We start from the raw sequence: 13,724 nt of genomic DNA on the forward strand, positions 1-13,724 counted from the left end.
CATGCTGATCGGCATTGGCTCCGACCTGTGTGACGCACGGCGGATTGAAACCGTCCTCGCCCGGCACGGCACACGGTTCGAGGAACGCGTTTTCACCGCGTCCGAACGCGCCGCCGCCGCCCGCAGGTACGGGCCTGCGCGGCTGGGAACCTTTGCCAAGCGGTGGGCGGCGAAAGAAGCCTGCGCCAAGGCGCTGGGAACCGGCTTTTCGCGGGGCGTGTTCCATCGTGACATGGGGGTCGAGAACCTGCCGACGGGCCAGCCGGTCATGCGGCTGACGGGTGGGGCGCTGGTGCGGCTGCACGCACTGGTGCCCGACGGGCTTGTGGCGCAGGTGTTCCTGACCATGACCGATGAGCACCCCTATGCCTTCGCGCAGGTCATGATCATGGCGGAAAAGGCCAGCGCAGCCTGACCACCTGTCGTGCCCGCATGGGCAATGCTTGACAGGCGGGGGGTGCGTGGGCTTGATCCGCACGTTATTCGTCCGGCGCCCCGTGTCCGGTCGATGCCAGATCCGGATTGAAGAACAATTATGCCAATGGACGATAACAAGACGATTTCCTCCCCATCGGGGCCTGATGCCGCGCGTCGGGACGGGGGGCTGCTGGAACTGGTGCGTACCGTCGTGATTGCCGGGGTTCTGGCCGTTACTGTGCGCACGGTGCTGTTCGAACCGTTCAATATTCCGTCCGGTTCCATGATCCCGACGCTGCAGGTGGGGGATTACGTGTGGGTGGCAAAATACAGCTACGGCTATTCGCATTATGCGCTGCCCGGTTCGCCCAACCTGTTCGAGGGACGGATCTTCAACAGTACCCCGCACCGCGGTGATGTGGCTGTGTTCCGTTTCACCAAGGACACGTCGATCGATTACATCAAGAGGATCGTTGGCCTGCCGGGCGATACGGTGCAGATGCGCGCGGGAAAGCTGATTCTGAACGGGCAGGAAGTCCCGCGTGAGCCCGAAGGCGAATACACCGCGATAGACGAACACCGCACCCGCATGGAAGGTGACCGCTACCGCGAGATCCTGCCCGGCAGCGGTGGCCACGGCCCGGTCGCCCACGATATCCTGAAGCTGACGGATGAAGGGGGAAAGAACGACACCCCGGAATACGTCGTGCCGCCGGGTTATTTCTTTGCCATGGGCGACAACCGCGATGACAGCGCCGACAGCCGCTTCATGGGTGACGAACCGCAGGACCTCGGCTTCGTTCCGATGGAAAACCTGGTGGGGCAGGCCAAGTGGATATTCATGTCGGTCGATAACGCCCATCCTTTCTGGCAGGTCTGGTACTGGCCGGTCGAGATCCGCTGGAACCGTCTGTTCATGGGGGTTCACTGATCATGGACGCCGAACGCGTGCCTGCGGCGGAAATCGCCCGGCTGGAGGCGTGTCTGGACTATCATTTCACGCGGGCCGACCTGCTTTTGCGCGCGCTCACGCACCGCTCGGCCGCGCATGAACGCAATGGCGGACGCCGCACGCGGCAGAGCACGGCAAAACGCGGGGCCGGGTCCAACGAACGGCTGGAGTTCATTGGCGACCGGGTACTTGGCCTGCTTATGGCCGAATGGCTGCTGGAACGCTTCCCCGATGAGCAGGAAGGTGCGCTTGGCCCGCGTCATGCGCACCTTGTCTCCCGCACGGTGCTGGCGCAGGTGGCCCATGCCATGGGGCTGCAGTCGGCGCTGGATGTGGCCGAACACGAAGCCCGCGCGGGCGTGCGGCAGATGGCCAATGTGCTGGCTGATGCGGTCGAGGCCATACTGGGGGCCATGTACCTGGATGGTGGTCTGGCCCCCGCCCGCGCCTTCGTGCGGCGAATGTGGAATGACTCCATCGTGGCCCAGGCCCGCCCGCCCAAGGACCCCAAGACCGCATTGCAGGAATGGGTGCTGGGGCGTGGCCTGCCGCTGCCACAGTACCGTGTCGTGTCCTCTGACGGGCCATCGCACGCGCCGCGTTTCGTCATTGCAGTGGATGCGCAGGGCAGGACCGGGCAGGGGATCGCGGGCAGCAAGCGCGCGGCTGAAAGTGATGCCGCATCGGACCTGCTGCGCCAGCTTGGCGCGGATGGACAGGCCGCTTCTTCTACCGACCGCAAGGGACAATGACCATGCAGGATCACGACAACACGACACGCTGTGGCTTCGTGGCCATTGTGGGTGCACCCAATGCGGGCAAGTCCACGCTGCTGAACCGCATGGCGGGTACCAAGCTTTCCATCGTCAGCCCTAAGGCGCAGACCACGCGTTTCCGGGTGCTGGGTATCCTCATGCGCAATCATACGCAGATCCTGCTGGTGGACACGCCGGGCATTTTCCAGCCACGGCGCAAGCTGGACCGCGCCATGGTCGCCGCCGCATGGACGGGATCGGACGATGCCGACATCACGCTGCTGATCGTTGATGCGCGCGCGGGCATGACCGATGCCCTGCGCGCGATAGCGACCCGGCTTGCGGAACAGAAGCGCAGGCTGTGGCTGGTACTGAACAAGACCGACCTTGTCCGACGTGACGCGCTGCTGCCGCTGACGGCGGAACTGTCGTCCATCCTGCCGGTCGAACATGTGTTCATGGTCAGCGCGCGTTCGGGCGAAGGCGTGGATGACCTGCTGGACCGTCTGGCAGCCGACCTGCCGGCAGGCCCCTATCTTTATCCCGAGGATGACCTGACCGACCTGCCGGACCGCCTGCTGGCCGCCGAACTGGTGCGCGAGCAGATATTCCTGCAGACGCATGAGGAAGTGCCCTATGCCGCGACGGCAGAGACGGAGGGATTCCAGGAACGGCCCGACGGGTCGGTGCGCATTGAGGTGACGATCTACGTGGCGCGGGCCTCGCACAAGGCCATCCTGATCGGGGAAGGGGGCAGGCGGATTCGGACCATCGGCGAAAAGGCGCGACATGAACTGACCCGCCTTCTGGGGCGTAAATGCCATCTTTTCCTGAACGTGAAGGAACGCGCGGGATGGGATGAGGAGCGCGCGCGCCTGCGCGCTATCGGCCTGGATGATGCGTCCTGAATCCTCAAAAGAGGGGTACATCGGCTTGTGGGGGGGGGCATCCCTCTATATGACAGGGCATGGCCGGGCGGCCTGCCCGTCCCTAGCCCTGTTTGCCTGACCTGCGCCGAGGACCAATGACCCAGTCCGACAAACCCCAAGCTCCCACCTCCTACAAGCGTGTCCTGCTGAAGGTATCGGGGGAAGCCCTGATGGGCAGCGGATCATACGGGGTCGATCCCGCTACCGTCGATGCCATTGCAGCCGATGTGGCAGCCGTGGCCCGGACCGGAATTGAAGTCTGCCTGGTTATCGGTGGTGGCAACATTTTTCGTGGCGTGGCCGCTGCCGCCCGCGGCATGGACCGTGCGCAGGGTGACTACGCAGGCATGCTGGCCACCGTCATCAATGCGCTGCTCATGCAGAACTCGCTCGAACGCCATGGCGTGCCGACGCGGGTCATGACCGCCATTCACATGTCCTCCATTGCCGAGCCCTATATCCGCCGCCGCGCCGTGCGGCATATGGAAAAGGGGCGCGTCGTGATCTTTGCCGCGGGGACCGGCAACCCCTTTTTCACGACCGATACGGGCGCCGCGCTGCGTGCTGCGGAAATGGAATGCAACGCCCTGTTCAAGGGCACGCAGGTTGACGGCGTCTATTCCGCTGATCCACGCAAGGTGCCCGATGCGAAGCGCTTTGACACGCTGACCTACCGTGACGTGCTGGCCAATGACCTGAATGTCATGGATGCAGCGGCAATCAGCCTTGCGCGTGAAAACCGGTTGCCTATCGTGGTATTCAATATTCATGGAAAAGACCCCTTTACCCGTGTCATGCGGGGCGAGGGGCGTTTCACCACCATCGTGGCGGCTGACTGAAACCGGGGCATTCCCGTCGCCCGTATATGGGGACGGCCATGCCTGACGGATCAAGAACTGAAAAAGGAGGGCCACAGTGTCTGTCGATCAGAAAACCTTGCTGGCGGATCTGACCCGCCGTATGGACGGCGCCATTGAAAGCCTGCGTCGTGACTTTGCCGGCCTGCGTTCGGGCCGCGCCAGCCCGGCGCTGCTGGAACCCGTGCGCGTGGAAGCCTATGGTGGTGAAGTGCCGCTGACACAGGTTGGCTCCATCGCCGTGCCCGAGGCGCGCATGCTGACGGTACAGGTCTGGGACCGTACTCTGGTGGGCGCGGTTGAACGCGGGATCCGGGATGCGGGTCTTGGCCTGAACCCGGCGGCCGACGGGCAGACCGTGCGCGTGCCCATTCCGCAGCTGACCGAAGAACGCCGTAACGAACTGGCCCGTGCCGCGGGCAAGTACGCCGAAAATGGCAAGATTGCCGTGCGCGGCGTGCGCCGTGATGGCATGGACCAGACCAAGAAGCTGGAAAAAAGCAGCGAGATCAGCGAGGACGATGTCAAGACATGGTCGGACGCGATCCAGAAGCTGACCGATCAGTACGTCAAGCGCATTGATGAACTGCTGGTTGAAAAAGAACGCGAGATCAAGCAGGTCTGATAGCCCGTGAACACCGTAACCATTGTGCTCCATCGTGTGCGTGACTGAAGGGGCAATCAGGTCTTGTCCGGGTTAGATCAACCAGCTTCGCCCCAACCATGCCTGCCGGAACACGTCGCCATCATCATGGATGGAAACGGTCGATGGGCCGGCATGCACAACCTGCCGCTGCTGGCAGGGCACCGGGCAGGGGCGGAGGCCGTGCAGCGGACCGTCCGCGCCGCCACGAAACGGGGTGTGCGGTGGCTGACCCTGTATGCCTTTTCATCCGAAAACTGGCGTCGCGCCCCGGGTGAGGTGGCTGACCTGACCAGCCTGCTGCGCTATTACCTGCGGCACAAGGTGGCCGAACTGTCGCGCGAAGGGGTGCGGCTGCGGGTGATTGGCGACCTTGCCCGCTTTCCCGTCGATATTCAGGAAGAAGCCCGCCGTGCCGAGGACACGACACGTGACAACACCCGTCTGGTGCTGGTGCTGGCGCTGTCCTACGGCGGGCGGGCGGATATCGTGCAGGCCGCCAGTCGCATGGCGCAGGCCGTGGCGCGAGGGGAACTGCAGCCCGGCGATATTGACGAAACCCTTTTTGCCAGCGCCCTGCTGACGGCGGGCATGCCCGACCCTGACCTTGTGGTGCGGACCAGCGGGGAGTGTCGCTTGTCCAATTTCCTTTTATGGCAGTCGGCTTATGCCGAACTGGTTTTTCTTGATATTCCGTGGCCGGATTTTGACGCCACGCATTTCGATGCCGTGCTGGATATCTATTCACGGCGTGAAAGGCGATTCGGTGCGCGACCGGCCTGAAGCTGCGCCGGGGGCGGCGCCCGCTGGCGTGGCGGGGAAAAAATCAGGAAACTGGAAAGACCTGCGTGCACGTGTCCTGTCAGCCGCCGTGCTGGTGCCGTGCGTGGCGTTGTGCGTGTGGGCGGGTGGCCTGCTGTATGGCGCGCTGATCGTGCTGGCCATGGCGGGCATGGCCATGGAATGGGCGCGGCTGTTCGGTTCCGGGCTGGAGACGCGGCGTGGACAGCTCTGTCTGGCATGGGCGGCGTGTGTCGGGGGCACGGCGCTGGCCGGCCACTGGGGCGGGGCACTGCTGGTCATGGTGGCGGCTGTCGTGCTGGGACCGGCGCTATGGGCAGGACAGGTGGCGATCGGCTGCGCCGGACTGTCGCTTCTGTGGCTGCGGTACATGAGCGAGCCGGGGGCGGGGGTTGTCCTGTTTCTGGTTGCGTGCGTGGCGCTGAGCGATACCGGGGCCTACATGACGGGACGGGTGTTTGGCGGTCCGAAGCTGGCTCCGCGCATTTCCCCGGCCAAGACATGGTCGGGTTCCATCGGCGGAATGTGCTGTGCTGTGCTGGGTGGCATGCTGATTGCAGTGATGTTGCCCGGTGCGCTGCCTGGGGCCGTGTGGCGCGGGGCGCTGTTCGGTGGCCTGGTGGCGATTGCGGCCCAGATAGGGGATCTGGGGGAAAGTGCCCTCAAGCGGGCCTGTAATGTTAAGGATTCGGGCACGATCCTGCCCGGACACGGGGGGCTGCTGGACCGTTTTGACGGCCTGCTGGTTGCTGCCCCCATGGCGGCCCTGCTGTCGCTGGGCGCTACTGGCGGCATTGCTTTCTGGTATGTGGGTCTGCACTGAAGCGATGGCCGGGGCCACGAAAAGTTTTGGGGAATGACGTTACAATGAAAACAGTTTCCGTTCTGGGCAGTACGGGCAGCATCGGCTGTTCCACGGTGGACCTGCTGCTGCAGGCGCCTGACCAGTTCCGCACCGGCGCGCTGGTTGGTGGCCGCAATGTCGCCAGGCTGGCGGAACAGGCCCGTGCACTGGGCGCGCGGCGCGCGGTGATCGCCGATGAAAGCCTGCTGCCGGAACTGGAACGCCTGCTGGCCGGAAGCGGGGTTGAAACCGCTGGTGGCCGCGCCGCGGTGATCGAGGCGGCGGCCCTGCCGGTGGACTGGACCATGGCGGCAATCACGGGGGCAACCGGGCTGGAGCCGACGCTGGCGGCCGTGCGTAACGGCAGGTCCGTGGCACTGGCCAACAAGGAAGCGCTGGTCTGCGCTGGTGACGTCATGCTCAGGGCCGTGGCGGATGCCGGGGCGACGCTGCTGCCGGTCGATTCCGAGCATAATGCCGTATTCCAGTCCATGGCCGACAAGCAGGCGGATGAGGTCGAGCAGATCATCCTGACCGCATCGGGCGGCCCGTTCCGTCGTGCCAGCCTTGAGGAAATGGAAAAAGCCCCGCTGGAGGCCGCGCTGAAGCACCCCACATGGACCATGGGGGCCAAGATCACCATCGATTCCGCCACCATGTTCAACAAGGGGCTGGAACTGATCGAGGCGGCGCGCCTGTTCAACGTGACCGAGGACAAGCTGGGCGTGGTCGTGCATCCGCAGTCAGTGGTGCATGGTATGGTGCAGTACACCGATGGGTCCATCGTGGCGCAGCTTGGTTCGGCTGACATGCGCATTCCCATCGCCCATACGCTGGCGTGGCCTGCACGCATGCCCACCAATTCCCCCCGGCTGGACCTTGCAGCCCTGGCGCGCCTTGATTTCGAGGCCCCGGATGAGGTCCGCTTCCCCGCCCTGCGCCTTGCGCGCGAATCCCTGCGGGTGGGTGGCGCGATGCCTGCGATCCTGTCCGGGGCGAATGAAATTGCGGTCGAGGCGTTCCTGAAGCGCGAAATCGGTTTTCTGGATATTGCGCGGATCGTCGAGGATGTGATGCAATCAATCGGGCCGCAGCGCGCAGATACGCTGGAAGAGGTGCTGCACTGGGATAATGAATCCCGACGTGTGGCCCGCCAGCGTACGGTTGCCCGCGCGGCCTGATATGATTCTGGATGGCCTTTCGGGCCATCGGGAGATAGCGTAGCGTTCATGCATGATCTGATCCGGACTGTTCTGGCTTTTTCCCTCGTGCTGGGGGTGCTGGTTTTTATTCACGAACTTGGTCACTACCTTGCCGCGCGCTGGCGCGGGGTACATGTCGAGGTCTTTTCGATCGGTTTCGGCCGTCCGCTCCTGCGCTGGCATGACAGCGTGGGCACGGAATGGCGGCTGTGCCCGGTGCCGTTGGGCGGATATGTCCGTCCCCACGGATTCGAAGGACCGGAAGACGCGACCGAGGAACAGAAAGCCGCCTGGCAGCCCGGACGGACATTTCATGACAAGCCGGTCCTGTCCCGGGCCATCGTGATCATGGCCGGGCCGGTCTTCAATTTCCTTCTGGCCATCGTGCTGTTTACCGGCCTGTTCGCAACGTCAGGGCAGCCGCACATCCTCAATCAGGTTGCCCAGGTCATGCCCGGCAGTGCTGCCGCCAGCGCCGGGGTGGAAAAGGGTGACGTGATCGTGCGCGTGGGCGACCATACGGTGCGCGACGTGACCGACCTGCAATCCTTCGTCAGCGGTCAGGCGGATGCCCAGACCACGCTGACCGTCCGGCGCAATGGCGCAGACCAGACGCTGCCGGTCCATATCGGCGTGGCACAGGAACAGGGTGGCGACCGCCACGGGCAGATCGGCGTGTCCTTCGCTGCCGAGATGGGCAAGCCGCAATCCCTGCCTCATGCGTTTGTTTCCGCCATCAGGGAAACATGGCATGTGTCCGTCCAGACGCTGGAAGGGCTGTGGCAGATGATTACGGGCCGGCACAGCACCAAGGACCTGGGCGGTCCGCTGCGCATTGCCCAGATGTCGGGACAGGTGGCGCAGTACGGGTTGCCCAGCCTTGTGTCGTTCATGGCGCTGCTGTCGATCAACCTCGGGCTGATCAACCTGTTTCCGGTGCCGATTCTTGATGGGGGACGGCTGGTATTTTACGTATTTGAGGCTATTCTGGGGCGGCCGGTTTCACGCCGGGTTCAGGAAGTCAGCTTTCAGGCCGGCTTCGCACTGATTGCCGGACTATTTTTATTTTCAACCTTTAACGATCTGTCACATTTCGGCCTGTTCCAATGGCTCGCCTCGCGCGCCGGACAGGGCTAAGGTGCAGCGGGTGACACAAGTGCTTGCACAGTGTGGCGTATATCGGATAGGTCCGCCACGAAGACTGATACATGACAGGAAGGGAGCCGGCCCTCCATCCGGTCATAATGCATGGCTGATCCGCATGCCGAATGGTGAGGAATAGCGATTTTGTCGAGTAAACGTTCAGCGCTGCTTGCGTCTGCCTGCGTTATGCCGCTGTTCTGGACAGCGGGCGCGCATGCACAGGATGAAGCAGCACAGAACACGCCATTCGGCGGAGATATGGCACCTGCAGGCGGCATGGAGCAGCAGCCCCAGGAACCGCAGGTGGAGGCGATCAAGCCCCCTCCGCTTGAAGATCCGATCGAAGCCGTGGACATCAAGGGCAACAGCCGGATCGAGACGAGCACCATCCTGTCATACATGGTTGTCCAGCCCGGCGACCGGTTCAATCAGGATCTGCTCGACCGTTCGCTCAAGACCCTGTACGCCACGGGCCTGTTCCATGACGTCACGCTCAAGCGCGTGGGCAACGTGCTGGAAGTGCACGTGGTCGAGAACCCGATCGTCAACCGCATCGTGTTCGAAGGTAACCATTCGGCCAAGGACGAGGACCTGACCAAGGTCATCTCGCTTCGTCCGCGCGCGGTCTATTCCCCGCAGGGCATTTCCGCCGACCGGCAGAAGATCCTTGGCGTCTATGCGGAAAAGGCCCGTTACGCGGCCACCGTCACGCCACAGATCATCCGTCTTGCGCATAATCGCGTCGATGTCATCTTCCATATCAACGAAGCGCAGAAGACGCTAATCAAGAAGGTGACGTTCGTAGGGAACCGTGCCTTCAGCAGCGCGCGGCTGGCCGGGGTCGTGTCATCCAAGGAAACGGCTTGGTACCGGTTCTTTGCCTCCAGCGACCAGTATAATCCCGAACGCATCAAGTATGATGCCGAACTGCTGCATCGTTTTTACCTGAAAAACGGCTTTGTCGATTTCCAGATCAAGAACGCCACGGGCGAACTGTCGGCTGACCGCAAGAGCTTCTACATCACCTATACGATGGAAGAAGGCCCGCGTTACCGCCTGAACAAGATGGATGTGCGCTCGTCCCTGCGTCATGTCAGCGCGGAGTCCATGCGCAAGTACATCTCGCTGTTCCATGGACAGTGGTATGACGGCAGCGCCATCCAGCATAACGCGACGGATATGCAGGAAATGCTGCAGGGCAAGGGCTATCCCTTCGCCATGGTCCATCCCGAAATTGCCCGTAACCCGGAAAAGCGCACCGTCAACCTGCTGTTTGACATAAGCGAAGGCCCGCGGATGTATGTCGAGCGGATCGACATCAACGGCAACACCATTACCGAGGACAAGGTCATCCGGCGGCAGTTGCCCATGGCCGAAGGCGACCCGTACACGCCGCTGGACCGCAAGTATTCCAAGCTGATCCTGGAAGATCTTGGCTTCTTCAAGACCGTCTCGATCGACCAGACCCCGGGGTCCGCGCCGGACAAGGTCAACATTTCGGCCGACGTGGTGGAAAAGCCGACGGGCGAATTCTCGCTGGGTGGCGGGTACTCGACCGATGCCGGCGTGCTGGGAAATCTCGGGCTGAAGCAGCATAACCTGCTGGGTACCGGCATCGACGCCGGCTTCACCGGCACGGCCGCGTATTACGAAGATCAGGCCGACATTTCACTGACCGACCCGTATTTCCTGAACCGCAACCTGGTGGCTGGTATCGACATTTTCGGTATCCAGAACCGCTACATGACCTACCAGAGCTATTCGGAAGGGCGGTACGGCATCACGCTGCGCATGGGGTATTCGTACAACAACCATCTGTCGCAGTCGTGGAGCTATACGCTGACCGACCGTCAGATCGGGGATACGTGGTCCGATTCGTCCTATTATGTGCAGGATCAGAACGGCTGGTCGCTGCTGTCGCAGCTGAGCACCACACTGACATACGATACACGTGATCGCAGGCAGCAGCCGCATAAAGGTTTCGTGGTACGTGTGGGTGGTGACTTCGCCGGTATCGGCGGGAATGAACGTTACCTGCGTGGTAAGGTGGATGCCGCCTATTACATCCCGCTTGACAGTATCATGGGCAACCATGACTGGACCGTCAGCTTCCGCGCGGGTGCGGGCGACATCATGAACTGGGGTGGCGGGCGCAGCGACATCATCGATAACTTCTATCTTGGTGGTAATTCGCTACGCGGCTTCATGGATGGTGGCGTCGGTCCGCGAAGCTACGCCATCCCCGCGCGTGACGGGAACCCGATGCATTCGCAGCAGGACTTCCTGGGTGGCCGGTTCATGTACACGGCCTCCGCGCAGGTGGATTTCCCCATTCCGTTCGCATCGGCCATGGGGATCAAGGGACGGTATTTCGTGGATATGGGCGGGCTGGACGGGCTGCGTGTCCGCCGGCGCTATACCTCCATGAAGGACTGGCCCAAATATACGCCGGTCTATGATGATACGCTGACACCCGTTGTCTCGACGGGTGTGGGTATTGCGTGGAAGAGTCCGTTCGGGCTTGTGAATATTGATCTGGGTGTTCCCCTGCACAAGGGAACAAACGACAGGACCCAGCTGCTCCGCTTCGGCTTCGGCCAACAATTCTGAGGTGATAATGTTGCGTAAATCCGGCATTCGTCTGCTTGCCGCAACCGCTCTGCTCGGGTGGGGATATCAGGCCGTATCGGGCGCGCATGCGCAGGGCTCTGGCGGGAATGCGGGCTGGTTTGTGCCCAAGGCGGCCCAGCCTGCGGCCCGTCCCGCACAACATGAGGCGCCCGCCCCCGTGCAGCTGCCCGCGCCGTCATCCGACAGCGAGGAAGCGCAGTCACAGACCCCGCCCATCCTGCCGCAGCCGCCCGTGCCCAAGGCGCCGGACGTGCCCAAGAGTGCACCGCCGCCCGCTCCCGTCATTGGCGTGATCAGCGTGCCGGATGTCATGCGCATGTCATCGGCGGCACAGCAGGCCGAACGTGTGCTGGGCGCGCGCCGTGATGATCTGGCCCGCGATGCCCAGAAGGAACAGGCCAGCTGGCGTGACGAGCAGCAGAAGCTGCAGGGGCAGGCCAAGACCATGTCATCCGACCAGATCCAGAGCAGCGAGCGCAAGCTGCAGGAACGCGTGCTGGCGGCGCAGAAGAATTTCCGCAACCGCAACCGCGTGATCCAGGAAGCCGCCCAGGTGGCGCTGGGGCAGATCGAACGCGAACTGGTCCAGATCATCCGTGCGGTTGCCAGCAGCCGCGGCATGAATCTGGTGCTGCATCGTGAACAGGTCGCCCTCAGTCAGGAAGGTCTTGATATCACCCAGCAGGTGGCGACACAGCTGAATGGCGTGCTGCCGACGGTCTTTATCCCTGCGGCGGATGTGGACCCCGAAGTACTGGCCAAGTCGGGCACGATGCCGACCACGGCGGATGCCGACCGCGCGGCGTCCACCCCGCCTGCCAAGCATTAAGGCCGGTTTCATGACAGTGACGCCGGATAACGTGCCGGGCGACCCGCGGTTTTTCGTAACGCAGGGGCCGTTCGGGCTGGACCAGCTGGCGCAGTGCAGTGGCGCCGAGCTGCGCGGCGCGGCCGATGGCGCGGGGGACGGGCATGCGTTCACCGGCATCGCGCCGTTGCAGTCCGCAACCCGCGATCAGGTCAGCTTTCTGGATAACCGGCGCTACCTGCCCCTGCTTGAGGGAACGGGCGCGGGTGCCGTGATCGTCGCCCCGGCCTTCGCTGACAAGGTGCCCCCCCATGCGGCAGTGCTGGTATCCAAGGCACCGTATCAGGCATGGGCGCGCATTGCGTCCCTGTTCTACCCACCGCCGCCGGTCCTTCCGGGCATTCACCCGTCCGCCATCATCGGGGTCGGATGCGAAATCGACCCGAGCGCCGCGATCGGTGCCTTCACCGTGGTGGGGGACGGGGCGCGGATTGGCGCGGGTGCCGATATCGGCAGCCATGTCAGTATCGGCAGTGGGGTGGAAATCGGCGCGCGCTGCCGGATTGGCGCGCATGTCGCCATTTCCCATGCCCTGCTGGGCGAACGTGTCACGCTGCTGCCCGGCGCGCGCATCGGGCAGGACGGGTTCGGCTTTGCCGTGACACCTGAAGGATTCGAAAGCGTGCCCCAGCTTGGCCGGGTCATTCTGGAAGACGGGGTGGAGATCGGGGCCAATTCCACCGTGGATCGCGGGTCCATTCGTGATACGGTGATCGGGGCTGGCTCACGCCTCGACAATCTGGTGCAGATTGGCCATAATGCACGGCTGGGACGGTGCTGTATCGTCGTCTCGCAGGCTGGCATTTCGGGTTCGACCGAACTTGGTGATTTCGTGACGGTTGCGGCCCAGGCAGGGCTGATCGGGCATATCAAGATCGGGACCAAAGCCCGGATCGGCGCGCAGTGTGGTGTCATGTCCGATGTGGAGGCCGGGGCCGATGTGATCGGCAGTCCGGCCATGCCATTCCGGGAGTTTTTCCGGAACGTGGCCTTTCTGCGTCGGATGGCCAAAAAAACGACGCAGGATGGAGGCGGGGAAAAGGCGGATAAGGCCTGATCGCCCGGTGCCATAGCATATTCAACCGGCAGGAGGCCGCTGTTCCGTCTGGTGCGGGGGCTTTCCGGGCCGAACAAGTGGTTGGACGACGTGGATAAAGAAGTAGAGGCACTCCCGGCAGACGCGGCACCCGCAACGCTGGAATCGATAGACATCATGCGGATCATGGAAGCGATTCCCCATCGCTATCCCTTCCTGCTGATTGATCGCATGGTTGATATCGTGCTGGGGCAGTCGGCGGTCGGCATCAAGAATGTCACGGTCAACGAGCCGCATTTCCAGGGGCATTTCCCTGCACGCCCCGTTATGCCCGGCGTGCTGATCATCGAGGCGATGGCCCAGACGGCCGCGACCCTGGTGGTCATGACGCTTGGCCCGGCATTCGAGGGCAAGCTGGTTTACTTCATGACGATCGATGGTGCGAAATTCCGCCGTCCCGTCGGTCCCGGTGACCAGCTGCGCATTCATGTCGAAAAAGAACGTAGCCGTGCGAATGTCTGGAAGTTCAAGGGCATTGCGCGGGTTGATGGTGTTTCCGTTGCGGAAGCAACGTTCAGCGCCATGATAATGGGGTAATCCCGCGGGAAACGGGTGGCGGCACTGGTCCTGTTCCGGTGGGACGGCC

Annotated in this window: 14 protein-coding genes; all 14 read left to right on the forward strand. The window is 63.0% G+C overall.

Annotated elements, in window-relative coordinates; genetic code table 11:
* Position 1 precedes the first annotated feature (1 nt).
* The 14 genes from acpS (at position 2) to fabZ (ending at position 13,675) form a co-directional block, all read left to right on the forward strand.
* Positions 2 to 415, forward strand: coding sequence for a holo-ACP synthase (acpS, locus tag CFR80_RS01010; RefSeq protein WP_010513839.1), 414 nt, complete (start codon positions 2 to 4; stop codon positions 413 to 415).
* A gap of 126 nt (positions 416 to 541) precedes the next feature.
* The gene (lepB, locus tag CFR80_RS01015; RefSeq protein ID WP_010513838.1) at positions 542 to 1,348 is read left to right on the forward strand and encodes a signal peptidase I; all 807 of its coding nucleotides are present in this window, start codon (positions 542 to 544) and stop codon (positions 1,346 to 1,348) included.
* Between the two features lie 2 nt (positions 1,349 to 1,350).
* A complete protein-coding gene (gene rnc / locus CFR80_RS01020) occupies positions 1,351 to 2,121 on the forward strand; it encodes a ribonuclease III (RefSeq protein WP_010513837.1) in 771 nt (256 codons plus the stop codon).
* Positions 2,118 to 3,032 (forward strand): GTPase Era, encoded by a 915-nt coding sequence (era, locus tag CFR80_RS01025; protein ID WP_010513835.1) that lies wholly within the window; start codon positions 2,118 to 2,120, stop codon positions 3,030 to 3,032. Before rnc ends, era begins: the two co-directional genes overlap by 4 nt.
* Before the next feature lie 116 nt (positions 3,033 to 3,148).
* The gene (gene pyrH / locus CFR80_RS01030; RefSeq protein ID WP_010513834.1) at positions 3,149 to 3,892 is read left to right on the forward strand and encodes a UMP kinase; all 744 of its coding nucleotides are present in this window, start codon (positions 3,149 to 3,151) and stop codon (positions 3,890 to 3,892) included.
* A gap of 76 nt (positions 3,893 to 3,968) precedes the next feature.
* Positions 3,969 to 4,535, forward strand: a complete 567-nt coding sequence (frr, locus tag CFR80_RS01035; RefSeq protein WP_010513833.1) for a ribosome recycling factor — start codon at positions 3,969 to 3,971, stop codon at positions 4,533 to 4,535.
* A 126-nt stretch (positions 4,536 to 4,661) separates the two neighbouring features.
* Positions 4,662 to 5,336 carry a polyprenyl diphosphate synthase gene (gene uppS / locus CFR80_RS01040; RefSeq protein ID WP_010513832.1) on the forward strand — a complete coding sequence of 225 codons (675 nt, stop codon included), beginning with the start codon at positions 4,662 to 4,664 and terminating at the stop codon, positions 5,334 to 5,336.
* Complete coding sequence (locus tag CFR80_RS01045) at positions 5,305 to 6,177, forward strand: phosphatidate cytidylyltransferase (RefSeq protein WP_373636443.1); 873 nt, start codon at positions 5,305 to 5,307, stop codon at positions 6,175 to 6,177. The genes uppS and CFR80_RS01045 overlap by 32 nt, the downstream gene beginning before the upstream one ends.
* A 44-nt stretch (positions 6,178 to 6,221) precedes the next feature.
* Entirely contained in the window at positions 6,222 to 7,379 is a 1,158-nt protein-coding gene (gene dxr, locus CFR80_RS01050; RefSeq protein WP_010513829.1) for a 1-deoxy-D-xylulose-5-phosphate reductoisomerase, read from the forward strand.
* Positions 7,380 to 7,427: 48 nt separating this feature from the next.
* Positions 7,428 to 8,537, forward strand: coding sequence for an RIP metalloprotease RseP (gene rseP, locus CFR80_RS01055; protein ID WP_110507025.1), 1,110 nt, complete (start codon positions 7,428 to 7,430; stop codon positions 8,535 to 8,537).
* Positions 8,538 to 8,729: 192 nt separating this feature from the next.
* Positions 8,730 to 11,153: an outer membrane protein assembly factor BamA gene (gene bamA, locus CFR80_RS01060; protein ID WP_039732741.1), complete on the forward strand. Its 2,424-nt coding sequence runs from the start codon at positions 8,730 to 8,732 to the stop codon at positions 11,151 to 11,153.
* A 7-nt stretch (positions 11,154 to 11,160) separates the two neighbouring features.
* Complete coding sequence (locus CFR80_RS01065; RefSeq protein ID WP_010513825.1) at positions 11,161 to 12,003, forward strand: OmpH family outer membrane protein; 843 nt, start codon at positions 11,161 to 11,163, stop codon at positions 12,001 to 12,003.
* Positions 11,963 to 13,099: a UDP-3-O-(3-hydroxymyristoyl)glucosamine N-acyltransferase gene (lpxD, locus tag CFR80_RS01070; protein WP_110507026.1), complete on the forward strand. Its 1,137-nt coding sequence runs from the start codon at positions 11,963 to 11,965 to the stop codon at positions 13,097 to 13,099. The genes CFR80_RS01065 and lpxD overlap by 41 nt, the downstream gene beginning before the upstream one ends.
* 90 nt (positions 13,100 to 13,189) lie before the next feature.
* Entirely contained in the window at positions 13,190 to 13,675 is a 486-nt protein-coding gene (gene fabZ, locus CFR80_RS01075; protein WP_029329365.1) for a 3-hydroxyacyl-ACP dehydratase FabZ, read from the forward strand.
* Positions 13,676 to 13,724: the final 49 nt, after the last annotated feature.

The sequence above is a fragment of the Komagataeibacter oboediens genome, assembly GCF_003207815.1.
In the GTDB taxonomy this organism is placed as follows: domain Bacteria; phylum Pseudomonadota; class Alphaproteobacteria; order Acetobacterales; family Acetobacteraceae; genus Komagataeibacter; species Komagataeibacter oboediens.